The organism is Rhodanobacter thiooxydans (assembly GCF_030291135.1).
Taxonomy (GTDB): domain Bacteria; phylum Pseudomonadota; class Gammaproteobacteria; order Xanthomonadales; family Rhodanobacteraceae; genus Rhodanobacter; species Rhodanobacter thiooxydans_A.
Window position 1 is genome coordinate 2,234,459 of the sequence record NZ_CP127409.1, and the last position, 23,431, is coordinate 2,257,889.

Sequence of the window (23,431 nt, forward strand, 5' to 3'; positions counted from 1 at the left end):
GTCCTCAGTCGGCCGGGTCGACCCTGACGCGTACGCGCAGGCGCTCGCCCGGGTCGTAGCTCAGGCGCGAGGTGTAGACCTCGCCGCGGTAGCGGTATTCCACGTCGTAGCCGATGATCCGGCGCTGCTCGCTGACCGAGTTGACCTGGCGGCAGTCGGTCTGGGTGCTCTCGTATTCGCTGCCACGGCTGGACACCCGGTTGCCCACCGCGCCGCCAGCCACGGCACCCACGACGGTGGCGGCCTTGCGCCCGTCACCCTTGCCCACGGTGTTGCCCAGCACGCCGCCGATCACGGCACCCAGCACCGTGCCGGCCGTGCTGTTGCCGCCCTCGCGACGCACCACCGGCTGCTCGTAGCATTCCTGCCGTGGCACTTCGGTGCGGGTAACGCCTTGCACCGGGTCGGCCCGCAGCACGTCGGCCCAGCCGTAGTGGGTGTTGTCATCGGCATTGGCATTGGCGTAACGCCCATCCTGGGCGTAGGCGCCTGTGGCCATCACGGCGAGTACCAGTGCGGAAAGCCATGGCTTGGTCATGGCGACCTCCAAAAATTCAGGACTGCGGGCGCGCTTGCGCGCGTACTGGCAGCATTCCAGCAAATTAACGCTGAATACACGCTTAGAACCCGCCCCGGCAGGGCTTGCAGGACTCGGCCACTTACACCTTGTTAAGATGCCGGGCTGGCTGCGCCCTGCCCTGCGCAGCCCCAAGCCGCGGATTCCATCGATGCCGATATCGCTCTACAACAGCCTGACCCGCCGCACCGAACCGTTCGCCCCGCTCGACCCCGAGCGCGTGACGATGTACCTGTGCGGCCCCACCGTCTACAACTACGTGCATATCGGCAACGCGCGCGGGCCGGTGGTGTTCGACGTGCTGGTGCGGCTGCTGCGCCGGCATTACCCGCAGGTGCGGTACGCCCGCAACATCACCGACGTCGACGACAAGATCAACACTGCCGCTCAGCAACAGGGTGTGCCGATCGGTGCGATCACCGAACGCTTCGCGCAGGCGTACCGTGAGGACATGGCCGGGCTCGGCGTAGCGCCGCCGGATGTCGAGCCGCACGCCACCACCCACATCGGCCCGATCATCACCATGATCGAAAATCTGCTGGACGGCGGGCACGCCTACACCGCCGAAGGCCACGTGCTGTTCGACGTCGGCTCGTTCCCGGCCTACGGCGAGCTGTCCGGTCGCAACCCTGAGGAACTGATCGCCGGTGCCCGCGTCGAGGTGGCACCGTACAAGCGCAACGCCGGCGATTTCGTGCTGTGGAAACCATCCACGCCCGAACTGCCCGGCTGGGACAGCCCGTGGGGCCGCGGCCGTCCGGGCTGGCACATCGAGTGTTCGGCGATGAGCGCGGCACACCTGGGCGACACCATCGACATCCATGCCGGCGGCATCGACCTGCTGTTCCCGCACCACGAGAACGAGATCGCCCAGTCCACCTGCGCGCACGGCGGCAAGGTGTTCGCGCGCTGGTGGATGCACAACGGCATGCTCACCTTCGATGGCCGCAAGATGTCCAAGTCGCTGGGTAACGTGCTGCTGGTGCATGAGCTGCTGCAGCTGTACCCGCCCGAGGCACTGCGCCTGCGCCTGCTGAGCGGCCACTACCGGCAGCCGCTGGACTGGTCGGAAGCCGCAATCACCCAGGCAGGCAGCACGCTGGACGGCTGGTATCGCGTGCTGCGCGACCTGGCCGCGGTCGAGCTGCCGGCTGGCGAACTGCCGGTACCAGAGCGCATCGAGGCAGCCCTGTGCGACGACCTCAACACGCCGCAGGCGCTGGCCGAGCTGTCCGTGCTGGCGGACGCGGCGCGCCAGTCCGGCAGCGCCGAGGCGAAAGCCGACCTGCTCGGCGGCGGCGCCCTGCTCGGCCTGCTGCAACAGGATCCGCAAGCCTGGTTCCGGCGCGGCGAGGACACGGTCGACGCGGCTTACGTCGAGGATCTGCTGCAACAGCGCCAGGCTGCCCGCGCCGCCCGCGATTTCGCCCGCGCCGATGCGATCCGCGACGAACTGGCGGCCATGCACATCGCGATCGAGGACGGTGCCCAGGGCACGCGCTGGAGCATCGCCAAGCCGTGACGCAAATGCAGGAGCGCACCCTGCGCATTTCATTTCCCGCCCCGCCCCGCGCGATAATGAGTGCATGAACGCCACCGCCACTACCAGCGCCGAGCAGGTGCAGCAGGAGATCGCCGAGGAATTCGCCTTCCTCGGTGACTGGACTGAACGCTACCAGTACCTGATCGATCTCGGCCGGCAGCTGCCGCCGCTCCCGGACGAGTACAAGACCGAGGCGTACCGTGTGCACGGCTGCCAGTCGATGGTCTGGCTGGTGCCCAGTGGCGATGCGTCGAAGATGCACTTCGAGGCGATCAGCGATTCGGCGATCGTGTCCGGCCTGATCGCCCTGGTGTTGCGTGTCTATTCCGACCGCCCCGCGGCAGAGATTCTCGCCACCGAGCCGGCCTTCATCGGCACGATCGGCCTGGCCAAGCATCTCTCGCCGACCCGCTCGAACGGTTTGGCCGCGATGCTGGCCAAGCTGAAGGGCTACGCCGCCGCGGCAGGCACAAGCTGACCGCACGAAGCCGAAACGCCACGCGCCTTTCGACCTCTTCGCAGCTGCCTGCAAACCGCAACGGTGCCCGCCGCGCACCGCACGGCGTCAATTCAGTGCAGTGTTGACACTTTACGTTCAAATGAGAATAATTCTCAACATCGTTGCTGACCATTCCCGGCCAGCAACGATGAAAGCGCTCCATCCGTTCGCCGCGGCCTGATCCCGCCAGCGCCACGCCGGCCCGGCGCCATCCCTTGTGTGCTCGTCGCGTCCCCCGCGAGGGATGTGCGTGGCCCACTGTTGCCCAGGATTCCTCCATGCGCCTGCTGCCTCTCTCCCTCGCCCTGCTCGCCATCCTGGGCTCGCCCCGGGCCTTTGCCGACGCTTCCGCCGACCAGGCCAAACTGCTGCCCGGCGTCAACGTGCAGGCCACGCATCCCGGCGATTACCGCGTGCCGGACGCCACCAGCGCCACCAGGATCGACGCCGCCCTGCGCGACGTGCCGCAGACGGTGAACGTGGTGCCGGCCAGCGTGCTGCGCGACCAGCACGCCACGTCGATCCAGGATGCACTGAAGAACGTGCCCGGCGTCGGTTTCTCGACCGGTGACGGCCAGCGCGACCAGGTTTCCATCCGCGGCTTCACCGCCATCGCGGACCAGTTTGTCGACGGCCTGCGCGACGACGCGTTGTACTTCCGCGACCTCTCCAACATCGAGCGCATCGAGGTGCTGAAGGGGCCGGCGTCGGTGCTGTACGGACGCGGCTCGTCGGGCGGCCTGATCAATCGCATCACCCGGCAGCCGGGCACCGATGGCGGCCAGCTCGCACTCAGCTATGGCAGCTGGGCCGATCGTCGCGGCGAGCTGGACATCGGCCGGCGCTTCGGCGACGCCGGCAGCGCGTGGCGCCTCACCGGCGCGATCGAGGATGCCAACGGCTATCGCGACCCGCAGTTCCTCAATCGCCGCGCCGTGGCTCCCTCGGTGCTGCTGCGTCCCGGCAGCAACACCACGCTGCTGCTGCAGGCCGATTACCTGAAGGACCGCCGCGTCACCGATTTCGGCATTCCGGCCTGGCACGGGCGCCCGGTCGACGTGCCGAGGGGAACCTACTACGGCGCGGCCAATGCGCGCGATGTCGACACCAGCGAGTCGACGGTGAGCTCGACCACGGCGACCCTGACCCACGCCTTCAGCGACGACCTGACGCTGCGCAACGCCACGCGCTGGTACGACTACAAGCTCGACCGCAACAACACGCTGCCGGGCAGCGTCAACGAGAACGCGCGAACCGTTTCGCTCAACCGCTCCAACGTGGACCGACACGAGCACGGCTGGTTCAACCAGACCGAACTCAGCCAGCATCTGGCCGGCGACACGCTCAGCCATGAGCTGCTCTACGGCCTGGAGCTGGGGCGGCAGGACAAGGCCCAGCTCAATCGCAGCGCCAGTGGCGTGGCCATGGTCGACCTGTTCCATCCGGTGCTGCCGGTACTGCCGCTGCAGGTGGCTCGCGCGCCGGCTGCCGACAACCTCGGCATCTTCGACACCAGCGCCGTCTACCTGCAGGATCTGCTGAGCCTGGGCTCGCAGTGGAAAGCCCTGCTGGGCGTGCGCTACGACCGCTTCCGCCAACGGACGGAAAACCATCTGCCGGGCCAGCGGAACCTCGCGCGCACCGACAAGGTACTGAGTCCGCGCGTGGGCGTGGTCTGGCAGCCTTCGGCCATGCAGTCCTACTACGTGTCCTGGAGTCGTTCGTTCCAGCCGTCCGGCGAGGCGTTCGCTCTCGCGGCGAGCAATGCGGACATCGCCCCCGAGCGCACGCACAACACCGAGGTCGGGGCGAAATACGACCTGCTGGACGGGCGCGTCACCTTCAACGCCGCGATCTTCGAGCTGGAGCGCAGCGGCATCAAGGCCACCGATCCGGTCACGCAGAAAGTGCTGCCGATCGGCACGCAACGCACGCGTGGCGTCGAGCTCAGCGCTGCCGCGGACCTGACGGATGGCTGGCGCCTGCTCGCCGGCTACGCCTTGCTGGATGCACGCGTCACCCGTTCCGTGGCGATGGACGCCGGGCGCCCTGTGCAGGGCAAGCGCGCCACCCTCACTCCCCGCAACAGCGGCAACCTGTGGGTCACCCGCGCGTTCGCGGAGCACTGGCAGCTGGGCGGCGGCCTGAACCTGGTCGGTGCGCGACAGGCCAACCCGGGCAACACGGTGACCCTGCCCGGCTACGTGACCGCCGACCTCATGGCGCAGTACCGCACCGGGCCGCTCTCGCTGCAGCTCAACCTGACCAACCTGTTCGACACGCGCTACATCGTGTCCGCCCACGGCACCAGCCCGAACCTCAACCTGCCGGGCGCACCGCGTGGCGCGAACCTCACCCTGCACTACCAGTTCTAGCGTCGAGCCCGCCCGAAAAAAACAAAACCCCCGAGCCACGAGGCGCGGGGGTTTTGTTGATGGTAGATGCGGACAACGACGCCGTCCCCGGCCGCAGGGATGGCGCTTCGCTCAGTCGCCCATCTGCTTCTGCAGGTGCTCGCGACGCTCCTGCGCATCCAGCGACAGCGTGGCGATCGGGCGCGCGTCGAGGCGGTCGACGCCGATTTCCTCGTCGGTCTCCTCGCAAAAGCCGTAGCTGCCCTCCTCGATCCGGCGCAGCGCCTTGTCGATCTTGGAGATCAGCTTGCGGTAGCGGTCACGGGTGCGCAGCTCCAGCGAATTCTCGGTTTCGCGGGTGGCGCGCTCGGCCTCGTCGCCGACGTCGCGCACTTCCTCGCGCAGGTTGTCCATGGTCTGGCGCGACTCTTCCACCAGCTGGTCGCGCCAGTCACGCAGCTTGTTGCGGAAGTAGGCCAGGTGCATCGGGTTCATGTACTCCTCGCTCGGCGAGGGGTGATAACCCTTGGGCAACGTGATGTTGCTGGTGGACGGCAGCGCATATCGCCCGTCTTCGCGGGTGATGCCGTTGTCGAGTTTCTTTGCAGCGGATTTATTCATTGAGGACGACGAGTTTTTCTGATTTTTGTGGGAAGAGGCATGGCCCGCGGCGGCTGGGGCTGCGCGCGGTATCACCATGGCGGTGGCACTCGCCACCTTGCCCTTGAACAGGGCGCTGGCGGGTGCCGGGGATACGCTTTTGACGACCACCGCTGCCGGCTTGGCAACGGGTTTCGACGCCAGCCTGGCTGCTGGTTTGGCGGCCGGCGGGGTCGGCCTGGCCGTCGGCTTCGCGGCATGCTTCGCCACGTGTTTGGCCGGTGCTGCTTTTTTGGCGACCACCCTGGTCACTGGCTTCGCTGCCGGTTTCGCGGCGGCACCACTCCTGGGTTTGGTGTTCTTGACGGCAGCCTTCTTGACGGCAGCCTTCTTCACGATGGCCTTCTTCGGTACGGGCTTCTTCGCGGCGACTTTCCTGGACGCCACCTTTTTCACGGCGGCTTTCTTCACAACTACCTTCTTCACGGTGGGCTTCTTCACGGGCGACTTGGCGACGACTTTCTTGGCCGCGGGCCTGGCGACTGGCCTCCTTGCAGCGGCCTGCTTGGCGACAGCCTTTTTCGGCGCAGCCTTGCCGACACTCTTCACGATCCGCCCCCTGCCGCCAGCCGCCTTCACCTTGGCGGCCTTGATCCCTGCCGGAGACTTGCCTTTCTGCGCCTTGGCAGCGGTCGAACTACGCGTCGTTTTCGCCATATCCCTTCACCGTTTTTGGCCGTGGCGGCCGGGTGTTATAGCCCATGTGTCCTACACCAGCAAGCTCGCTTCTGGAATACTTGTACCACTACCCGCCGCAAGCCGTTCCGGCACCGTGAATGTCCTGACCCGATTGATACTGTGGATGCTGCGTTTGTACAAGCGCTGGCTCAGTCCCCTGCTTGGTCCACACTGCCGCTTCCACCCTACCTGCTCCGATTATGCACGGATTGCGGTCACCCGCTTCGGTCCGTGGCGCGGCAGCCTGCTGACCAGCTGGCGGCTGCTGCGCTGCCAGCCGTTGTGCGATGGTGGCGAGGATCCGGTGCCCGAACACTTTCATTTTTCCCGCTGTCGCCACCGCGGAGATTCCCCCGAGGCACATTGACCGTTCTGGAATGCGGACCCGTCGCCACAAGGCCGCCGCCCCTGTCTCGCGTGAAACGCGGTTACCTCGGGATGGTCGCCAACGCCGGGCCGGCGCAAGGGGTAGCGATGGTCACGGCGTGGAGCCGTAGCCGCCTTCCACGCCCTTGCTCGCGTATGCCACCGCGTCGTGCGGGTGCAGGCTTTCCTGGTGCTCGACGCGGATGTGGAAGTCACCCAGCGCGGCATCGGCGTCGAGCGCCTTCTGAATGCGCCGGGCGGCATCCTCGCAGAACATCAGGTTGCCGCCGTTGGCCAGCGCGAAAGCCTGCTCGTCCTCTCGCTTCACCGCGGTCTGCACCGGTGTGCCGAGCGCACGCTCGACGCAGTCGACCAGGCCGATCAGGTGGAAGCCCGCGCCGATCACCGGGCGGATGCGCAGCCGCGCCACGCTGCGCTGGGCATGCGGCGTGGCGACGATGCCTTTCTCGCTGCCGAGCCAGGCCAGCACCGCCGCGTGGTCGAGCGGCTTGCCGGCGTCGAAGTCGCTGGCAAACTGGTCCTGGATCAGCTGGCGCGACAACGCGGCGGAAGCCGGGCAAGTGGAGGAATAGACCACCTCGGTGCCGAACTCGAGCAGGAACTCGTCACCGGTGAGGCTGGCCTCGATGCACACCGGGTACGCGCGCCAGCCGCTGTTGGCGCTTTTCAGCGCGGGGCGGCGCACCAGGTGTTCGAAATGGATGCTGAGGCAGGCGCGGTCGGACAGATCCTTGTGCGATTCGAGGAAACCGCGCAGCAGTGCATGCAGCATCGGCGCATTCAGCGTCTGCGTGCTCAGCGCCTGTTCGACCTGCAGGTACAGCCGCGACATGTGGATGCCGCGCTTGTCCGGCCGGTTGAGGTTGACGAAGGCGCCGACCCGGGCGCTGGAACGCTGCGGCTGGCCATCGCCGGCGTCGAACAACACCGGCACCTGGATGTCGGCCATGCCGACCCAGTCCAGCGCACCGGCAAGATGCGGCTGCGCGTGCACGGCGACATCGGGCAACAGGCGGGCGGTATTTTCCTGGTTCGGCATGGCGGGGAATCCTGGCATCGGCGAGCGGTCGCCGTGAAGCAGACAATCTTGGGGCAGGCAGGCGGCCGCGCAATAGTGGCGCGATGGAAACGCTGCGTCCGTGGCCGTTTTACGCCACGTGGCGGCGCCATGCACGCGCGGCCTGCCAGGCCTGCAGTGCGGTGGTCAGCGCGGTACGCGACTGGCCGGCCTGCAGCACCGCCAGCGCGTCGGCGGCGCGCGCCGCACGGCGCGCCAGGCTGCTGGCGTGGCGCGACTCCAGCGCGCGGAATACGCTGAGCGGCCCGGCCAGCGTGGCCGACTCCTGCCAGCTGGCCAGCAGGTCGTCCAGTTGCGCCTTGATCGCCTGCTGCCGCGCCGCGCCGTGGCTGCGCAATTGCACGCGGCTCAGGCCATGCCGCGCCAGCCGCGCCATCGGCAGCGGCAGGCGATCGCGCTCGACATCCTGCTGCAGCCGCAGCAGCGCATACAGCAGGTGGTTCAATACGGCGACCCGCGATGCCCGTGCCGGCGACGCATCAGTGCCATACCACCAGGCGGTTTCCAGTGCGGCCAGCGCACCGTGCAGCGGCAACGCTGCCTCGATCTGCGCGGGGAAGTCGGTGGCAGTGCCCTGCTCCAGTTGCGCCATCGCAGCCAGCACCGGCGCCAGCCACAGCTCGCTGGCGATGGCATGCGCGCGCTCGTCGTCGAACAGCACCTGGCTCAATGGATGGCGCCCGCCGCTGGCTGGCGCGCCGGCCAGTTCCTCGGCCCACCAGTTGAGCTTGGCGGTGGCCACCTGCGGCTCGCGGATGCCATAGGCAGCGCCGAGCAGTTCCTGCTCCAGCGCGGCCAGCGCGATGTGGCCGGGGTAACGCCGGCCATCGACGAAGGCCAGCGCCACGCGCTGCTGTGGCTGCACCGCCAGCCACTTGTCGATGAAGCCCTGCAGCACCGCGTTCTGTTCGACCAGTTCGATCATGCCGGTACCGGTTGCAATTGCAGCAGTTCGGCCAGCTCGGCCGGGTGATCCAGCACAGCATCGGCGCCCCAAGTGTGCGGATCGCCGCCATCGAGGTAGCCCCAGCTCACCGCCACCGTGTACAGGCCGGCGGCCGCCCCGGCCTGCACGTCGCGGCGGTCGTCGCCGACGAACAGGCTGTGCGCGGGCGCCACGCCGGCGCGTTCGCAGGCCAGCAGCACCGGTGCCGGATCGGGCTTCTTCACCGCCAGGGTATCGCCGCAGACCACGGCGCCAGCGCGCCCGGCCCAGCCGATGCGGGCAACCAGTTCGTCGGTAAGGAAACCCGCCTTGTTGGTGACGATGCCCCAGCGCAGGCCGTGCGCCTCGATCCGCGCCAGCAACTCGTCGACGCCGTCGAACGCGTGCGTCTGCTGTGCCATCACGTCCTGGTACAGCTGCAGGTAGCGCGGCACCAGCGCTTCCAGCGCAGGCTCGCCGCGATCGGCAAACGCGCAGCGCAGCACCGCACGCGCACCGCGCGAGACTACCTCGCGCACCGGTGCGTACGGTGGCGGCGGCACACCCTCTTCCGCACACTGCGCCTGCAGGGCTGCGTACAGGTCGGGCGCGCTGTCGAGCAAGGTGCCGTCCAGGTCGAACAACACGCCCTGGATGTTTCCGGGCAAGGGCTTCATGTCGGTTTGTGTGCGCTGAGCACGTAGTTGACCGCGGTGATCGAACTCAACCGGGCCTTGCGGTTGAGCGGGTTGTAGGCCAACCCGGAGACGTCTTCCAGCTCCAGCCCGGCGTGGCGCAGCAGGCGGCCCAGCTCAGACGGCTTGAGGAACTGCGCGTAGTGATGGGTGCCGCGCGGCAGCAGGCGCATCACGTATTCCGCACCCACGATCGCCGCGCCGAACGCGGCCGGCGTGCGGTTGAGGGTGGACATGAACAGCCGCCCGCCCGGCTTCAGCATCGCAGCCAGGTCGTTCACCAGCGCTGCCGGGTCGGGTACGTGCTCGATCAGTTCCATGCAGCACACCGCGTCGAAAACTCCCGGCTCGGTCGCCGCCAACTCTGCGGAGGACTGCACGCGGTAGTCGACACTGAGGTCGGATTCATGCAGGTGCAGTTTCGCGACCTCGATCACCTTGTCACCCAGGTCGATGCCGGTGACCTTCGCGCCGGCACGCGCCAGCGCCTCGCTGAGCAGGCCGCCGCCGCAACCGACGTCGGCAACCTTCGCCCCGCGCAGCTCGATGCGCGCCGCGACATAGGCCACGCGCACCGGATTGAGGTCGTGCAGCGGACGCGACTCGCCGTCGGGGTCCCACCAGCGCGCCGCCAGGCTGTCGAAGCGGGCGATTTCCTCGGGGTTGACGTTGGCGGCGATCATGTTCGAGTCCACGGTGAGTACATGAGTTTATTGAAAGTGCGGCCATGGATGGCCGCCGCCTGATTTTCGCACTCTATTGACGAGCACAAGCCTCTTTGATTGAAGAGTGCGGCCAAGGATGGCCGTCTTTTGATCTCTAGCGCTCACGGATGAGCGCAAAAGTTCATGTCTGCCACTCGTACACCGTGATGTCCCAGCCGCCGCTGACGTGGGCCGGGTCGTTCTGCACGATCGCGGTCGCCTCGGCGAGGTCGGCCGCGTGCAGCAGGTAGGCGCCGCCGGACTTGTCGCTGAAGCCGCCGGAGAGTTCCACCCGGCCGTCTGCACGCAAGCCTTGCAGGAACGCCAGGTGCAGCGGCACCACGGCCGGGTCGAGGTGTGGCCGGCGGATCAGCAGGATCAGGTAACGGTTCATCGGGGACTTCGGTTCAGGCCGCGGCGATGCGTTCACGCCAGGCGCGCGTGCGCTCGAGGATCGCGGCAGTATCCATGCCGACCAGCTCGCGCCCGGCCAGTTTGCGCCTGCCGGCGATCCACACGTCGCTGACCTGGTGGCGGCCGGTGGCGTAGACCAGCTGCGAGATCACGTGGAACAGCGGCTGGGTCTCCAGGTCGCTCAAGCGCACGGCGGCGAAATCGGCCTGCTTGCCCACCTCGATCGAGCCGATCCTCGCCTCCAACCCGATCGCCTTCGCGCCGTTGAGCGTGGCCGCGCGCAGCGCAAACGCCGCGTCGAATGCGGCCGCATCGCCAGCCACCGCCTTGGCCAGCAGCGCGGCGGTGCGCATCTCGCCGAACATGTCCAGGTCGTTGTTGGAGGCGCAGCCGTCGGTGCCCAGCGCCACGTTGACGCCGGCCAGGCGCAGCTTCTCCGCCGGGCAGAAGCCGGAGGCCAGCTTCAGGTTGGACTCCGGGCAATGCACCACCGACACGCCGGCAGCGGCGCAGGCAGCGATCTCGCCGTCGGTCAGCTGGGTCATGTGCACGGCGATCAGGCGGTCGTTGACCAGGCCCAGCTTCTGCAGCCGCTGGAACGGGCGCAGCCCGCTCCTGGCCTTCTCGTCCTCGACTTCGTGCGCGGTCTCGTGCGTATGCAGGTGCACCGGGATGTCGAGCTGGTCGGACAGCACGCGGATGCGCTCGAAGCTCTCGTCCGACACGGTATACGGCGCATGCGGCGCAAACGCGGTGCTGATCAGGTGGTCGCCGCGGAAGCTGTCGTGCACCGCGCCGGCACGCTCGAAGTATTCGTCCTGGGTCTTCGCCCACGCGGTGGGGAACTCGATCACCGGCAGACCGACCACCGCGCGGAAACCCAGCTTGCGGTAGGTGGCGCCGATCACGTCGGGGAAGAAGTAGTTCTCGTTGGCGCAGGTGGTGCCGCCGCGCAGCATCTCGGCCACCGCCAGCTCGACGCCGTCGCGCACGAACTCGGTGCCCATCACCTTCGCCTCGGCCGGCCAGATGTGCTGCTGCAGCCACACCATCAGCGGCAGGTCGTCGGCGAGGCCGCGCAGCAGGGTCATCGGGTTGTGCGTGTGGCTGTTGACCAGGCCGGGGATCAGCGCGTGCTCGCCCAGTTCGACGCGCTCGCGCGGCGCGTAGGCGAGCCGCGCGTCGGCGATCGGCAGCACGGCCACGACGCGCTCGTCCTGCACCACCACCGCATGGTTCTCCAGCACCACCGCATGCGGCTCGACCGGCACGACCCAGCGTGCCTCGATCATCAGGTCGACGGGCTGTGGGGGCATCTGGCTCATCGCTCACTCACTCTGCAAAGGTATGGATACGAGATGGGGCGGCACGCCTTGCGGCGCCCGCCCCATGTTCGCGATCCCCGCTTCAGCAGGGACTGCACGCCGGCAAGGACGTGAGGTTCGCCCACGCGCCGGCGCCTCACTTCACGCGACTGTCGTACTCACCGGTGCGGGTATCGACCTTGATGACTTCGTCCTGGTTGACGAACAGCGGCACGCGCACCACGGCGCCGGTCTCCAGCGTGGCCGGCTTGCCGCCGCCGCCCGAGGTGTCGCCGCGTACGCCCGGGTCGGTCTCGGTGATCTTCAACTCGACGAACTTCGGCGGCTGCACGGCGACGATGCCGCCGTTGAACAGCGTGATCACGCACTCTTCCTCGCCCTTGAGCCACTTCCATGCATCACCCATCGCGGCCAGCGTCGCCGGCACCATCTCGAAGGTTTCCATGTTCATGAAGTGCCACAGCCGATCCTTGCCGAGGCCATCGATGAAGGAAAGCTGCATGTCGGTATCGGTGACATCGGCTTCCTCGAACGAGTCGCTGGACTTCAGCGTCTGCTCGGTGGTGCGGCCGTCCTTCAGGTTGCGGATGCGGATACGGGTGAACGCCTGCCCCTTGCCCGGCTTGACGAAGTCGGCCTCGGTGATGATCCACGGATCACCGTTGTGGAGGATCTTCTTGCCCGTTTTGACGTCATTGAGGCCAAGGGTCGCCATGCGTTGTCTGCTCCGGAGGTAAAACCGCCCGTCGGGCGGTTAAAATGGGTATCTGCCGCGGGCATCATGGCCCGCTCAAGGCCCGACATGATAACCGCAAGCCCCAGCGCCCGCCTATCTTCACCCGCCGCAGACTGGCGCGAACTGTGGCGGGATGCCATCACCGACGCCGCCGAGCTGCTTCAGGCCGTGGGCCTGGGCGACCGCCCCGACCTCATTCCTGCCGACGATGCCGGCTTTGCCCTGCGCGTCCCGCGCGGGTTTGTCGCCAGGATGCGCCAGGGTGACCCCTTCGACCCCCTGCTGCTGCAGGTGCTCCCGCAGCGGGCCGAGCACGATCGCGTCGAGGGCTTCACGACCGACGCGGTGGGCGACATGGCCTCCCGCGCCGGGCACGGCCTGCTGCACAAGTACGACGGACGCGCGCTGCTGATCGCCAGCGGCAGCTGTGCGGTGAATTGCCGCTACTGCTTCCGCCGGCACTTCCCCTACGGCGAGGAGATCGCCGCAGCCGGGCAATGGCGCGAGGCGCTGGCCCACGTGCAGGAGGATCCTTCAATCCGCGAGCTGATCCTCTCCGGCGGCGACCCACTGGCGCTGGCGACGCACAAGCTCGACGAACTGACCCGGGGCCTGGCCGAACTGCCGCAGGTCATCCGGCTGCGCATCCACACCCGCCTACCGGTGGTGCTGCCGGAGCGCATCGACGACGCCTTCATCGCCTGGCTGGCGGCCCTGTCGCTGCAGAAGGTGGTGGTGCTGCACGCCAACCACGCCAACGAGATCGACGCCAGTGTCGACGCCGCCTGCGCCCGCCTGCGCGCGGCCGGCGCCACCATGCTCAACCAGTCCGTGCTGTTGCGTGGGGTCAACGACGACGCCGACGCACTGGCCGAACTGTCCGAGCGGCTGTTCGCCGCCGGCGTGCTGCCGTACTACCTGCACCAGCTCGATCGCGTGCAGGGGGCCGCGCATTTCGAGGTCAGCGACAGTCGTGCCCTGGCGCTGATGGAGGCGCTGCGTGCCCGCCTGCCGGGCTACCTGGTGCCCCGGCTGGTACGCGAGGTGGGCGGCGATGCATCCAAACGCCCCCTGTGAACCGGGCAGCGGTCATCATTGGATGATTTTCCCGCTGGCGGCTGTGGACGGAATCCGCTACAAACACTGACTGCGGCTGACCGCGGCACCCGCCCAGCGTCGCCTGCGATGATCAACGGACAGCACCACGCCCCATGAAAAAAGATTTCGTCATCAAGATCCTCTTTGTCGAAAGTTCGCTGGAAGAGGCCGAACAGATCATCAGCCTGCTGCGCAATACCGGCATCGCCGTGCGCCCGGCCCGTGCCACCAACGCGGAGCAGATGCAGGCCGCGGTGAACGAGCTGGAACCGGACGTGGTGATGTTCGACCCGGCGATCACCAGCATCAGCCTGGAGGACGCCGTCAAGGTGCTCGATGCGTACGGCCGCGATTACTCGCTGCTGGGCCTGGTCAACGCGATCGACAATCAGATCGTGGCGGACCTGTTCGTGCACGGCGCCCGCGGCGTCGCCTCGCGCAGCCAGCCGAAGCAGCTGATCGCGGTGCTGCAGCGCGAATTCGAGTCGCTGCAGACACGACGCCAGGTGCGCCGTCTGGAGACCTCGCTGCGCGAATCGGAGCGACGCTGCGACGCACTGCTCGACTCGTCCACCGACGCGATCGCCTACGTGCACGAGGGCATGCACGTGCGCGCCAACCAGGCTTACCTGGAGACCTTCGGCTACGACAGCTTCGACGACCTGCTCGGGCTGCCGGTGCTGGACATGATCGACTCGGCCCATGCCGACGAGTTCAAGACCCTGCTGCGCGGCCACGCACGGCAGGAAAAAACGCCGTCCCAGCTCACCCTGCACGCGCGCCGCGCCGACGGCAGCCAGTTCGACGCCACGGTGGAGTTCGCACCAGCCACGTTCGAGGGCGAACCCTGCCTGCAGATCGTGTTCCGCCGGCAGCAGGTCGACCAGGCCATGCTGCAGCAACTGCAGCGCGACCCGGTCACCGGCCTGTTCAATCGCGCCCGCATGCTGGAATCCATCGACGACGCCGTCACTGCGGCGGCCAAGGGCAAGAAAGGCCAGTCGCTGCTGCTGATCGAACCGGACAACTGGGCCTCGCTGGTGGGCGGCATCGGCCTGGGCAAGGCCGACGAACTGCTGGCCGGCTTCGCCGACCGTATCCGCATGCTGCTCGGCGCCGACGATGTCGCCGGCATGCTCGCCGAGCACACCCTCGGCGTGGTGCTGGACACGCGCGCGGACGAGGCCATCAAGGAGTGGATCGCCAAGCTACAGCACAGCGTCAGCAACGAGATCTTCGACGCCGGTTCGCGCTCGATCACGGTCACCGCCAGCATCGGCGGCAGCCTGCTCGGCGAGAAGAACGCCAACACCGAACTGCTGCTCAACCAGGCCAGCCAGGCCCTGCGCACGGCGCAAAGCCTGGGCGGCAGCCAGGTCGAGCTGCACGACCCGGCCGCACGCGAGAAGGCCGACGAGGAACGCGAGCGCTACTGGCTGGAGCTGCTGCGCAAGGCGCTCACCGGCGAAGGCCTGGTGCTGTACCACCAGCAGACCATCAGCCTGCAGGACGCCGAAGGCGACTATTCGGAGATCCTGCTGCGCATGAATGGCCCGCAGGGCGAGGTGTTGCCCGGCTTCTTCATGCCGATCGCCGAAAAGCACGGCCTCACCGGCGCGATCGACCGCTGGGTATTCGGCCAAGCCATCAAGGCGCTGCAGGATCGTGAAGGCCAGGGCCAGCAGACCACGTTCTTCGTCAAGCTCACTGCCGCATCGCTGCAGGACGACAGCCTGCTGGCGTGGCTGGGCGATCGGCTGAAGCAGGCTGGACTGAAGCGCGGCCAGCTGGTGCTGGAGATGACCGAGAGCAAGGTGATGACCCTGCTGCGCCCGGCGCAGGAGTTCGTCAACGGCTGGAAGAAGCTGGGTGGCCGCTTCGCGCTGGAGCAGTTCGGCTCGGGCCTGAACTCGTTCCAGTTGCTCAACCACATCGACGCGGACTACCTGAAGATCGACCGCAGCTACATGGCCGACCTGCCGCAGCACCCCGAAAGCCAGAAAAAGGTCACCGAGATCTGCCAGCAGGCCCACGAGCTGAAGCGCCAGACCATCGCCGAATGGGTCGAGGATGCCACCAGCACCTCGTTGCTGTTCGCCTGCGGTGTGGATTTCGTGCAGGGCAACTTCCTGCAGCAGCCGCAGCGGCTGGAGTAAGTCTCTCCGGCAAATCGCGCCACGGCCCTTGTTCCGGCCACAAAAAACCCGCGGATCGCTCCGCGGGTTTTTCATGCTGCAGCAACTGCGGAGCGGATTACTCGGCAGCAGCAGCCGCGGCGGCCTTCGCGTTCGCCTTGGCGGCGGCAGCGGCGGCGATGTCTTCCTTGATGCGGGCGGCCTTGCCTTCCAGGCCACGCAGGTAATACAGCTTGGCGCCGCGCACCTTGCCCTTGCGCTTCACGGTCACCGAGTCGATGGCCGGGCTGTGTGCCTGGAACACGCGCTCCACGCCGGTACCATGCGAGATCTTGCGCACGGTGAAGGCCGAATGCAGGCCGCGGCTGCGCTTGGCGATGACGATGCCCTCGAACGCCTGAACGCGCTCGCGGTTGCCTTCCTTCACCTTGACGTTGACCACCACGGTGTCGCCGGGGCCGAAGTCCGGCAGCTGGCGGGTGATCTGCTCGGATTCGAACTGTTCAATGATCTTGTTCATGGCGCACCTGTCGGTTCACGTAAATCGATATCAATGTTGCGGCCACTCGGCCACACCGTCTTGCCGTGTCTGCTCTTGCGAGACATGTTCGCGGCGGAATTCGTCCAGCAGTGCACGGGATGCCGCATCCAGCCCACGCTGTGACAACAAGTCCGGGCGGCGCAACCAGGTTCGTCCCAGCGATTGCTTGAGGCGCCAGCGGGCAATCGCCGCGTGGTCACCGGACAGCAATACTTCCGGTACATCACCCAGCGCATCGTGCACCGGTTTTCCATAATGCGGACAATCCAGCAGGCCATCCGAGAATGAATCCTGCTCGGCCGACTGCGCGTCGTTCAACGCGCCGTCCTGCAAACGCCCCACCGCGTCGATGATCACCGCGGCGGCGAGTTCGCCGCCAGACAGCACATAGTCGCCGATGGAGAGCTCCTCGTCGACCTCGTGCGCCAGCAGGCGCTCGTCCACACCTTCGTAACGCCCACAAAGCAGGGCGATGCGCGGCAACTTCGCCAGCGCTTCCACCCTGCCCTGCGTCAGCCGCGCTCCCTGCGGACTGAGATAAACCAGATGCACCGGCTCCGGTGCCGCCGCACGTATGGCCACCAGGGTCGTGCGCAACGGCTCGATCATCATCACCATGCCCGGACCGCCGCCATATGTGCCGCTGTCCACGCTGCGGTGCTTGTCGGTGGCGTAGTCGCGCGGGTTCCAGGTTTCCACCTGCAGCAGCTCGCGTTGCTGCGCGCGTCCCACGACTCCGACGGCGGCACACTGGCGCACGAAGTCGGGAAACAGGCTGACGACATCGATGCGCATGATCCTTGATCCTCTGCCCACAAGCCGGCGACGTCAGAATTCGGGATCCCAGTCCACCACCATGCGCCCTGCGGACAAGTCCACCGAACGCACATACGAACCCTGGATGAAGGGAACCAGCCGCTCGCGCGCCCCGTCCCTGACCACCACCACGTCGTTGGCACCGGTGGCGAACAGGTGACTGACCCGCCCCAGCTTCACGTCTTCCGTGGTGACGACCTCAAGTCCTTCGAGATCGACCCAGTAATACTCGCCTTCCGCCGGCGGTGGCAGTTGCTCGCGGGCGACATGGATGTCGGTACCGATCAGCGCTGCCGCCTGCTCCCGGTCGTTCACCCCGGGCAATTGGGCCACCATGCCCTTGCCCTGCGCACGACCCTTCACCCCGCTGACCTGCGTCTCCATGCCGGGCGCTGCACCGAGCAGCCACGGCTGGTAGTCGAAGATCCGCATGCGCGGCTCGGCCCAGGATTCGATCTTGAGCCAGCCCTGCACGCCGTACAGCCCGACGATGCGCCCGATCGGGACGCGCCGACCGGCTGCAGCCATGACTCAGGCAGCCTGCTGCTTGCCGGCTTCCTTGACCAGGGCGGCGACCTTGTCGGTCAGCTGGGCACCCTTGCCGACCCACTCCTGCACGCGGGCGACGTTCAGCTCAAGGCGCTTGTCCTTGCCCGACGCGACCGGGTTGTAGAAGCCCACGTTCTCGATATTGCGGCCGTCGCGCTTGTTGCGCTGATCGGTCACGACGACGTGGTAGAACGGACGGCCCTTGGCGCCACCGCGCGAAAGACGAATCTTGACCATGGTAAAACTCCAGAATTGCCGAACCGGCGGCAGGCACACGAGAGCCGTGCGCGGTAAACGGGGTATTTTAGGGGCGTAATCGGGAAAAGGGAATAGGGAATCGGAAAAGCAGCCTCGCGCCGCGCCCCCCGCCCTCAGCGCATCGGCGGCAAACCACCCATGCCACCCATGCCCTTCATGGCGCCGCGCATCTGCCGCATCAGGCCCTTGGTGCCGCCCTTGGACAGCTTGGACATCATCTTTTCCATCTGCATGTACTGCTTGAGCAGGCGATTGACGTCGGCCGGCTGGGTGCCGGAACCACGCGCCACGCGGGCGCGACGCGAGCCATTCAGCAGATCCGGATGGCGGCGCTCTTTCTTCGTCATCGAGCAGATGATCGCGATCATCCGGTTCATCTCGCCATCGTTGACCTTGGATTTCACGCTGTCCGGCAGGCTGGACACGCCGGGCAGCTTGTCCATCAGGCCGGCCAGGCCACCCATGTTGCCCATCTGCTCCAGCTGGTCCTTCATGTCGTTGAGGTCGAAGCGCTTGCCCTTCATCACCTTCTGGGCCAGCTTCTGCGCCTTGTCCTGGTCGACCTTGCGCTCGACCTCCTCCACCAGCGACAGCACGTCGCCCATGCCGAGGATGCGCTGGGCCAGGCGGTCGGGATGGAACGGCTCCAGCGCATCGCTCTTCTCGCCGGCGCCGAGGAACTTGATCGGCTTGCCGGTGACGTAGCGCACCGACAGCGCCGCGCCGCCGCGGGCGTCGCCATCGGTCTTGGTCAGGATCACGCCGGTCAGCGGCAGCGCCTCGTTGAACGCCTTGGCCGTGTTGGCCGCGTCCTGGCCGGTCATCGAGTCGACCACGAACAGGGTCTCGATCGGCGTGATCGCGGCGTGCAGGGCCTTGATCTCGGCCATCATCGCCTCGTCCACGTGCAGGCGACCGGCGGTATCGACGATCAGCACGTCGACCACCTCGCGGCGCGCGGCGGCGATCGCATCCTTCGCGATCTGCACCGGATCCTGGCCCGCCGCCGACGGGAAGAACTTCACCCCGACCTGCTCGGCCAGCGTGCGCAGCTGCTCGATCGCGGCCGGACGGTAGACGTCGCAGCTGACCACCATCACCTTTTTCTTCTTGCGCTCGGCCAACAGCCGCGCCAGCTTGGCCACCGTGGTGGTCTTGCCGGCGCCCTGCAGGCCGGCCATCAGCACTACCGCCGGCGGCTGCTGGGCCAGATTCAGTTCGGTATTGGCGGTGCCCATCACCACGGTCAGCTCGTCGCTGACCACCTTCACCAGCGCCTGGCCCGGCGACAGGCTCTTGATCACGTCCTGGCCGACCGCGCGCACCTTGATCCGCTGGATCAGCGCCTGCACCACCGGCAGCGCGACATCTGCCTCCAGCAGCGCGATGCGCACCTCGCGCAGGGCCTCGCGGATGTTCTCCTCGGTCAGCCGGCCGCGACCGCGCAGGCGATTGACGGTGATGGAAAGACGTTGGCTGAGCGACTCGAACATGACGGGACCGGCAAACAGGGAAGTGCACGATTATAGCGGACGGACCGCCCCGCTTCGCATGCAAGCCGGCATGGCCCTGTGCGACACTGCGCGGCTATGACCATCCACGTCCTGGCCCTGATCGCCATCGTGCTCTACCTTGCCGCCGCCGCCGGCCTGGCGCGCCCGCTGCTGAGCGGCGGTCAACCGCTGAACCGGCTGGCGCTGGCGCTGGCCGGCAGCGCCGTACTGATCCACGCCGGCATCCTGCTTGGCATGCATCGGGGCGCACTGGACCTGCACTTCTTCGCGACGCTCTCGCTGGTCGCGTTCGTCGTCTCGGCGCTGACCCTGCTGGTGAACGCTTCGCGTCCGGTCGCCGCACTCGGCGTGATCGTGTTCCCGCTGACCGCCGCGCTGCTCGCGGTGGACAGCTTCCTGGCGCCACCCACCCTGCCGCAGCCGATGGACTGGCAGATCAAGCTGCACGTGACGGTGGCCCTGCTCGCGTTCGGCGTACTGTCGATCGCCGCCGCGCTGGCGATCCTGCTGGCGCTCCAGGAGCGGGCGTTGCGCCATCGCCAGTTCGGCCGCTGGCTGCGCGCGCTGCCCCCGCTGACCCTGACCGAGACCCTACTGTTCCGCCTGATCAGCGCCGGTTTCGTGCTGCTCACGCTGACCCTGCTCACCGGCGTGCTGTTCGTCGACAACCTGTTCGGCCAGCACCTGGCGCACAAGACCGTGCTGTCAATCGTGGCCTGGCTGGTGTTCGGCGTGCTGCTGTACGGCCGCTGGCGGCACGGCTGGCGCGGCGTGCGCGCGGTCAACCTGACCCTGATTGGCATGGCCGTGCTGGTGCTGGCGTTCTTCGGCAGCAAGGCGGTGCTGGAACTGGTCCTGCACCGGGGCATGTAGCCGCACGTTCAGCGGCAGGCGTCGATCGCCTCGCTCAAGCGCTCCACCCCGACCACCTCCATCTCGCCGACCTTGCCCTTCTTCGGTGCGTTCGCCTTCGGCACGATCGCGCGGCGGAAGCCGTGGTGAGCAGCCTCCTTCAGGCGCTCCTCGCCGTTCGGCACCGGGCGGATCTCGCCCGACAGGCCGACCTCGCCGAAGGTCACCATGTGCTCCGGCAATGGCCGGTCGCGCAGCGACGACAGCACCGCCAGCAGCACCGGCAAGTCCGCTGCCGTCTCCTGCACGCGGATGCCGCCGACCACGTTGACGAACACGTCCTGGTCGTACGCCGCCACGCCGCCGTGCCGGTGCAGCACGGCCAGCAGCATCGCCAGCCGGTTCTGTTCCAGGCCCAGGGTGACCCGCCGCGGATTGCCCAGCGAGGACTGGTCCACCAGCGCCTGCACCTCCACCAGCAGCGGGCGGGTGCCTTCGCGGGTGACCATCACCGCACTGCCCGACGTTGGCCCCGCGTGCGTGGACAGGAAGATCGCCGACGGGTTCGGCACTTCGCGCAGGCCCTTGTCCGACATCGCAAACACGCCCAGCTCGTTGACCGCGCCGAAGCGGTTCTTGAACGCGCGCAGCACACGGAAACGCGAACCGGATTCACCCTCGAAATACAGCACCGCGTCGACCATGTGCTCGAGCACACGCGGGCCGGCGATGCCGCCTTCCTTGGTGACGTGGCCGACCAGGAACACCGAGGTACCGGTCTCCTTGGCAAAGCGCGTGAGCTTGGCCGCCGACTCGCGCACCTGCGACACCGAACCCGGCGCGGCGGTGAGCAGTTCGGTCCAGATGGTCTGGATCGAGTCGATCACCAGCACTCGCGGGCGCGTCGCCATCGCCTGCTCGAGGATGCGCTCGATGCAGGTCTCGGCCAACGCCTGCAGCGGCTCCAACGGCAGGCCCAGGCGCTGCGCCCGTGAAGCCACCTGCGCCAGCGACTCTTCGCCGGTGACGTAGACACTGGGCAACTGCCCGCCCAGCGTGCCCAGCATCTGCAGCAGCAGGGTCGATTTGCCGATACCCGGATCGCCGCCGATCAGCACCACCGAGCCCTCGACCAGGCCACCACCGAGTACCCGGTCCAGCTCGCCGATACCGGTCAGCGTGCGCGCCTCGGTGGTCAGCGCCACCGCGGTCAGCGGCGTGATGCGCGGCGCGCCGGCGGCCGTGCCGGCGTAGCTGGAACGCTGCGCGCCCACCGACGGCTTCGCCGCCGAAGCCGGCGCCAGCACGATCTCGCTGAGCGTGTTCCATGCGCCACACTCGGCGCACGAACCCTGCCACTTCGGATGTTCGGCACCGCAATCGGTGCAGACATAGGCGGTCTTGGCTTTGGCCATGCGGGGTTGTCCGGCTGGATACGTGGAAGATGCGAGCTTAGCCCGCGATCATCGCAGGCGGCGAGATGCATCGACCCGTGAAGCTGTCAGCTTTCGCCGTCGGCAGCGCGATCCCTGCGGTCAGTCGAACGACCCCACGAACGAATCCGACGCGTAGTTCACGAACTGGGTGTAGTGGCCGAGGAAGGTGAGCTTGCAGGTGTCGGTGGGACCGTTGCGCTGCTTGCCGATGATGATCTCGGCGACGCCCTTGTCCGGCGATTCCTTGTTGTAGTACTCGTCGCGGTAGATGAACATGATCACGTCGGCGTCCTGCTCGATGGCGCCGGACTCGCGCAGGTCGGACATCATCGGGCGCTTGTCGGCGCGCTGCTCCAGCGAGCGGTTGAGCTGCGACAGGGCGATCACCGGCACGTTCAGTTCCTTGGCCAGACCCTTCAGCGAACGCGAGATTTCCGAGATCTCGGTGGCGCGGTTTTCCTTGTTGCCGGGCACCTGCATCAGCTGCAGGTAATCGATCACGATCAGGCCCAGCCCGCCGTGCTCGCGGTGCAGCCGGCGTGCGCGCGAACGCAGTTCCACCGGCGACAGGCTGGGCGTGTCGTCGATGAAGATCTTCGCCTCGGACAACAGCGCGATCGCGTTGGAGACGCGCGGCCAGTCCTCTTCTTCGAGGGTGCCGTTGCGCAGGTGCTGCTGGTGGATGCGGCCGACCGAGGAGATCAGGCGGAACGCCAGCTGCGAGGAGGACATTTCCATCGAGAACACCACCACCGCCTTCTTGCCACCCAGCGCGGCGGCCTCGGCAATGTTCAGCGCAAAGGCGGTCTTGCCCATCGACGGGCGCGCCGCCACGATGATCAGGTCCGACGGTTGCAGGCCGGAGGTGAGCGCATCCAGGTCGGTGAAGCCGGTGCTGACGCCGGTGAGCTGGCCGCGGTTCTCGTAGCGCTCGGTGAGCAGGCGGAACGCGTCCTTCACCGCCTCGCGCATCGAGACGGAATCTTTCTTGCCGCGCGCGCCGGATTCGGCGATGTGGAACACGCGCTGCTCGGCGCTTTCCAGCACTTCGTGCACGCTCTTGCCCTCGGGCCGGTAGCCGTCCTCGGTGATCGAGGTGCCGGCGTCGATCAGCTGGCGCAGCACCGATTTCTCGCGCACGATCTCGGCGTAGGCAGCGATGTTGGCCGCACTGGGCGTGCTGTTGGCCAGCTCGATCAGGTAGCCGGCGCCACCGACCATCTCGGCCATGCCGTTGCTCTCGAACCAGTCGCCCAGGGTCACCGCGTCGCACGGCATGCCCTTGTTCGCCAGCTCGTTGATCGCCCGCCAGATCAGCCGGTGATCCTTGCGGTAGAAGTCATCCTCGGCGAGCCGGTCGGCCACCTTGTCCAGCGCATCCGGTGCCAGCATCAGGCCACCCAGCACCGCCTGCTCGGCATCGATGGAGTGCGGTGGTATCCGCAACGCCTCGATGGCGGGAGAGGAAGGTTTGCGTTCGGGCACGAAGGACATCGACTTACCTCGGAAAATTGCCCCACAATCGGCACGTCATGCGCCGACATTTCGCGGGTAGCCACACGGACACCATGATGCGCGGCGGCGTCTCAACCGTCGAGACAACAAACCTGTGGATAAGCTGTGGGTTGGTGGGGATAAAACCGGGCCACTGCCCGAA

23 protein-coding genes are annotated in these 23,431 nt (G+C 67.3%); 7 read left to right on the top strand and 16 right to left on the bottom strand.

All coding sequences use genetic code 11. The features are described 5' to 3' along the window. Positions 1-4: 4 nt before the first annotated feature. Complete coding sequence (locus tag QQA13_RS10250) at positions 5-538, bottom strand: glycine zipper 2TM domain-containing protein (protein WP_108472642.1); 534 nt, start codon at positions 536-538, stop codon at positions 5-7. Positions 539-728: 190 nt separating this feature from the next. Here QQA13_RS10250 and cysS point away from each other — a divergent pair, with 190 nt between their 5' ends. The 3 genes from cysS to QQA13_RS10265 all read left to right on the top strand — a co-directional run bounded on the left by cysS (position 729) and on the right by QQA13_RS10265 (position 4,994). Then, on the top strand, positions 729-2,099 hold the full coding sequence (cysS, locus tag QQA13_RS10255) for a cysteine--tRNA ligase (protein ID WP_108472641.1): 1,371 nt from the start codon (positions 729-731) through the stop codon (positions 2,097-2,099). Between the two features lie 64 nt (positions 2,100-2,163). Further along, positions 2,164-2,598, top strand: a complete 435-nt coding sequence (locus QQA13_RS10260; protein WP_108472524.1) for a SufE family protein — start codon at positions 2,164-2,166, stop codon at positions 2,596-2,598. Positions 2,599-2,897: 299 nt separating this feature from the next. Then, positions 2,898-4,994: a TonB-dependent receptor gene (locus tag QQA13_RS10265; protein WP_108472523.1), complete on the top strand. Its 2,097-nt coding sequence runs from the start codon at positions 2,898-2,900 to the stop codon at positions 4,992-4,994. Positions 4,995-5,105: 111 nt separating this feature from the next. Here QQA13_RS10265 and dksA read toward each other — a convergent pair whose 3' ends face one another. After that, positions 5,106-6,290: an RNA polymerase-binding protein DksA gene (gene dksA / locus QQA13_RS16210; RefSeq protein WP_234411368.1), complete on the bottom strand. Its 1,185-nt coding sequence runs from the start codon at positions 6,288-6,290 to the stop codon at positions 5,106-5,108. Positions 6,291-6,435: 145 nt separating this feature from the next. On the opposite strand from dksA, the gene yidD reads away from it, so the two are divergent. Beyond that, a complete protein-coding gene (yidD, locus tag QQA13_RS10275) occupies positions 6,436-6,678 on the top strand; it encodes a membrane protein insertion efficiency factor YidD (RefSeq protein WP_211004307.1) in 243 nt (80 codons plus the stop codon). Between the two features lie 111 nt (positions 6,679-6,789). On the opposite strand, the gene folE2 is transcribed toward yidD, so the two are convergent. From folE2 to efp, 7 genes are all read right to left on the bottom strand, one after another. Further along, on the bottom strand, positions 6,790-7,737 hold the full coding sequence (folE2, locus tag QQA13_RS10280; protein ID WP_108472521.1) for a GTP cyclohydrolase FolE2: 948 nt from the start codon (positions 7,735-7,737) through the stop codon (positions 6,790-6,792). Positions 7,738-7,846: 109 nt separating this feature from the next. Further along, the gene (locus QQA13_RS10285; protein ID WP_108472520.1) at positions 7,847-8,701 is read right to left on the bottom strand and encodes a phytoene synthase; all 855 of its coding nucleotides are present in this window, start codon (positions 8,699-8,701) and stop codon (positions 7,847-7,849) included. Then, positions 8,698-9,378 (bottom strand): phosphoglycolate phosphatase, encoded by a 681-nt coding sequence (gph, locus tag QQA13_RS10290; RefSeq protein WP_108472519.1) that lies wholly within the window; start codon positions 9,376-9,378, stop codon positions 8,698-8,700. Before gph ends, QQA13_RS10285 begins: the two co-directional genes overlap by 4 nt. After that, positions 9,375-10,079 carry a bifunctional 2-polyprenyl-6-hydroxyphenol methylase/3-demethylubiquinol 3-O-methyltransferase UbiG gene (gene ubiG / locus QQA13_RS10295; RefSeq protein ID WP_108472639.1) on the bottom strand — a complete coding sequence of 235 codons (705 nt, stop codon included), beginning with the start codon at positions 10,077-10,079 and terminating at the stop codon, positions 9,375-9,377. The genes gph and ubiG overlap by 4 nt, the downstream gene beginning before the upstream one ends. 163 nt (positions 10,080-10,242) lie before the next feature. After that, positions 10,243-10,494 (bottom strand): YciI family protein, encoded by a 252-nt coding sequence (locus QQA13_RS10300; RefSeq protein WP_108472518.1) that lies wholly within the window; start codon positions 10,492-10,494, stop codon positions 10,243-10,245. Positions 10,495-10,507: 13 nt separating this feature from the next. Further along, positions 10,508-11,839, bottom strand: a complete 1,332-nt coding sequence (locus QQA13_RS10305; protein WP_108472517.1) for a TRZ/ATZ family hydrolase — start codon at positions 11,837-11,839, stop codon at positions 10,508-10,510. A gap of 136 nt (positions 11,840-11,975) precedes the next feature. Next, a complete protein-coding gene (gene efp, locus QQA13_RS10310) occupies positions 11,976-12,554 on the bottom strand; it encodes an elongation factor P (protein ID WP_108472516.1) in 579 nt (192 codons plus the stop codon). 87 nt (positions 12,555-12,641) lie between these two features. Between efp and epmB the strand changes: the two genes are divergently transcribed. Both epmB and QQA13_RS10320 read left to right on the top strand, forming a co-directional pair. Then, on the top strand, positions 12,642-13,652 hold the full coding sequence (gene epmB / locus QQA13_RS10315; RefSeq protein ID WP_108472515.1) for an EF-P beta-lysylation protein EpmB: 1,011 nt from the start codon (positions 12,642-12,644) through the stop codon (positions 13,650-13,652). 134 nt (positions 13,653-13,786) lie between these two features. Beyond that, positions 13,787-15,829 (top strand): EAL domain-containing response regulator, encoded by a 2,043-nt coding sequence (locus tag QQA13_RS10320; RefSeq protein WP_108472514.1) that lies wholly within the window; start codon positions 13,787-13,789, stop codon positions 15,827-15,829. Positions 15,830-15,926: 97 nt separating this feature from the next. Here the strand turns inward: QQA13_RS10320 and rplS are convergent, their stop codons facing one another. The 5 genes from rplS to ffh form a co-directional block, all read right to left on the bottom strand. Then, on the bottom strand, positions 15,927-16,328 hold the full coding sequence (gene rplS / locus QQA13_RS10325; RefSeq protein ID WP_056386474.1) for a 50S ribosomal protein L19: 402 nt from the start codon (positions 16,326-16,328) through the stop codon (positions 15,927-15,929). Positions 16,329-16,358: 30 nt separating this feature from the next. Beyond that, a complete protein-coding gene (trmD, locus tag QQA13_RS10330) occupies positions 16,359-17,144 on the bottom strand; it encodes a tRNA (guanosine(37)-N1)-methyltransferase TrmD (protein WP_108472513.1) in 786 nt (261 codons plus the stop codon). Positions 17,145-17,177: 33 nt separating this feature from the next. Further along, on the bottom strand, positions 17,178-17,693 hold the full coding sequence (gene rimM, locus QQA13_RS10335) for a ribosome maturation factor RimM (RefSeq protein ID WP_108472512.1): 516 nt from the start codon (positions 17,691-17,693) through the stop codon (positions 17,178-17,180). Between the two features lie 3 nt (positions 17,694-17,696). Beyond that, on the bottom strand, positions 17,697-17,951 hold the full coding sequence (rpsP, locus tag QQA13_RS10340) for a 30S ribosomal protein S16 (protein WP_108472511.1): 255 nt from the start codon (positions 17,949-17,951) through the stop codon (positions 17,697-17,699). Between the two features lie 134 nt (positions 17,952-18,085). Then, positions 18,086-19,465: a signal recognition particle protein gene (gene ffh, locus QQA13_RS10345; protein WP_108472510.1), complete on the bottom strand. Its 1,380-nt coding sequence runs from the start codon at positions 19,463-19,465 to the stop codon at positions 18,086-18,088. A 96-nt stretch (positions 19,466-19,561) separates the two neighbouring features. On the opposite strand from ffh, the gene QQA13_RS10350 reads away from it, so the two are divergent. After that, entirely contained in the window at positions 19,562-20,359 is a 798-nt protein-coding gene (locus QQA13_RS10350) for a cytochrome C assembly family protein (protein ID WP_108472509.1), read from the top strand. Between the two features lie 8 nt (positions 20,360-20,367). Here QQA13_RS10350 and radA read toward each other — a convergent pair whose 3' ends face one another. Both radA and QQA13_RS10360 read right to left on the bottom strand, forming a co-directional pair. Further along, the gene (gene radA / locus QQA13_RS10355) at positions 20,368-21,753 is read right to left on the bottom strand and encodes a DNA repair protein RadA (RefSeq protein ID WP_108472508.1); all 1,386 of its coding nucleotides are present in this window, start codon (positions 21,751-21,753) and stop codon (positions 20,368-20,370) included. Positions 21,754-21,873: 120 nt separating this feature from the next. Further along, on the bottom strand, positions 21,874-23,268 hold the full coding sequence (locus QQA13_RS10360; RefSeq protein ID WP_108472507.1) for a replicative DNA helicase: 1,395 nt from the start codon (positions 23,266-23,268) through the stop codon (positions 21,874-21,876). Positions 23,269-23,431: the final 163 nt, after the last annotated feature.

Excerpts from the sequence above, each read along its gene's own strand:
- QQA13_RS10250 (WP_108472642.1), bottom strand. The coding sequence starts at position 538 with ATGACCAAGCCATGGCTTTCCGCACTGGTACTCGCCGTGATGGCCACA.
- cysS (WP_108472641.1), top strand. The coding sequence starts at position 729 with ATGCCGATATCGCTCTACAACAGCCTGACCCGCCGCACCGAACCGTTC.
- QQA13_RS10260 (WP_108472524.1), top strand. The coding sequence starts at position 2,164 with ATGAACGCCACCGCCACTACCAGCGCCGAGCAGGTGCAGCAGGAGATC.
- QQA13_RS10265 (WP_108472523.1), top strand. The coding sequence starts at position 2,898 with ATGCGCCTGCTGCCTCTCTCCCTCGCCCTGCTCGCCATCCTGGGCTCG.
- dksA (WP_234411368.1), bottom strand. The coding sequence starts at position 6,290 with ATGGCGAAAACGACGCGTAGTTCGACCGCTGCCAAGGCGCAGAAAGGC.
- yidD (WP_211004307.1), top strand. The coding sequence starts at position 6,436 with ATGCTGCGTTTGTACAAGCGCTGGCTCAGTCCCCTGCTTGGTCCACAC.
- folE2 (WP_108472521.1), bottom strand. The coding sequence starts at position 7,737 with ATGCCGAACCAGGAAAATACCGCCCGCCTGTTGCCCGATGTCGCCGTG.
- QQA13_RS10285 (WP_108472520.1), bottom strand. The coding sequence starts at position 8,701 with ATGATCGAACTGGTCGAACAGAACGCGGTGCTGCAGGGCTTCATCGAC.
- gph (WP_108472519.1), bottom strand. The coding sequence starts at position 9,378 with ATGAAGCCCTTGCCCGGAAACATCCAGGGCGTGTTGTTCGACCTGGAC.
- ubiG (WP_108472639.1), bottom strand. The coding sequence starts at position 10,079 with ATGATCGCCGCCAACGTCAACCCCGAGGAAATCGCCCGCTTCGACAGC.
- QQA13_RS10300 (WP_108472518.1), bottom strand. The coding sequence starts at position 10,494 with ATGAACCGTTACCTGATCCTGCTGATCCGCCGGCCACACCTCGACCCG.
- QQA13_RS10305 (WP_108472517.1), bottom strand. The coding sequence starts at position 11,839 with ATGAGCCAGATGCCCCCACAGCCCGTCGACCTGATGATCGAGGCACGC.
- efp (WP_108472516.1), bottom strand. The coding sequence starts at position 12,554 with ATGGCGACCCTTGGCCTCAATGACGTCAAAACGGGCAAGAAGATCCTC.
- epmB (WP_108472515.1), top strand. The coding sequence starts at position 12,642 with ATGATAACCGCAAGCCCCAGCGCCCGCCTATCTTCACCCGCCGCAGAC.
- QQA13_RS10320 (WP_108472514.1), top strand. The coding sequence starts at position 13,787 with ATGAAAAAAGATTTCGTCATCAAGATCCTCTTTGTCGAAAGTTCGCTG.
- rplS (WP_056386474.1), bottom strand. The coding sequence starts at position 16,328 with ATGAACAAGATCATTGAACAGTTCGAATCCGAGCAGATCACCCGCCAG.
- trmD (WP_108472513.1), bottom strand. The coding sequence starts at position 17,144 with ATGCGCATCGATGTCGTCAGCCTGTTTCCCGACTTCGTGCGCCAGTGT.
- rimM (WP_108472512.1), bottom strand. The coding sequence starts at position 17,693 with ATGGCTGCAGCCGGTCGGCGCGTCCCGATCGGGCGCATCGTCGGGCTG.
- rpsP (WP_108472511.1), bottom strand. The coding sequence starts at position 17,951 with ATGGTCAAGATTCGTCTTTCGCGCGGTGGCGCCAAGGGCCGTCCGTTC.
- ffh (WP_108472510.1), bottom strand. The coding sequence starts at position 19,465 with ATGTTCGAGTCGCTCAGCCAACGTCTTTCCATCACCGTCAATCGCCTG.
- QQA13_RS10350 (WP_108472509.1), top strand. The coding sequence starts at position 19,562 with ATGACCATCCACGTCCTGGCCCTGATCGCCATCGTGCTCTACCTTGCC.
- radA (WP_108472508.1), bottom strand. The coding sequence starts at position 21,753 with ATGGCCAAAGCCAAGACCGCCTATGTCTGCACCGATTGCGGTGCCGAA.
- QQA13_RS10360 (WP_108472507.1), bottom strand. The coding sequence starts at position 23,268 with ATGTCCTTCGTGCCCGAACGCAAACCTTCCTCTCCCGCCATCGAGGCG.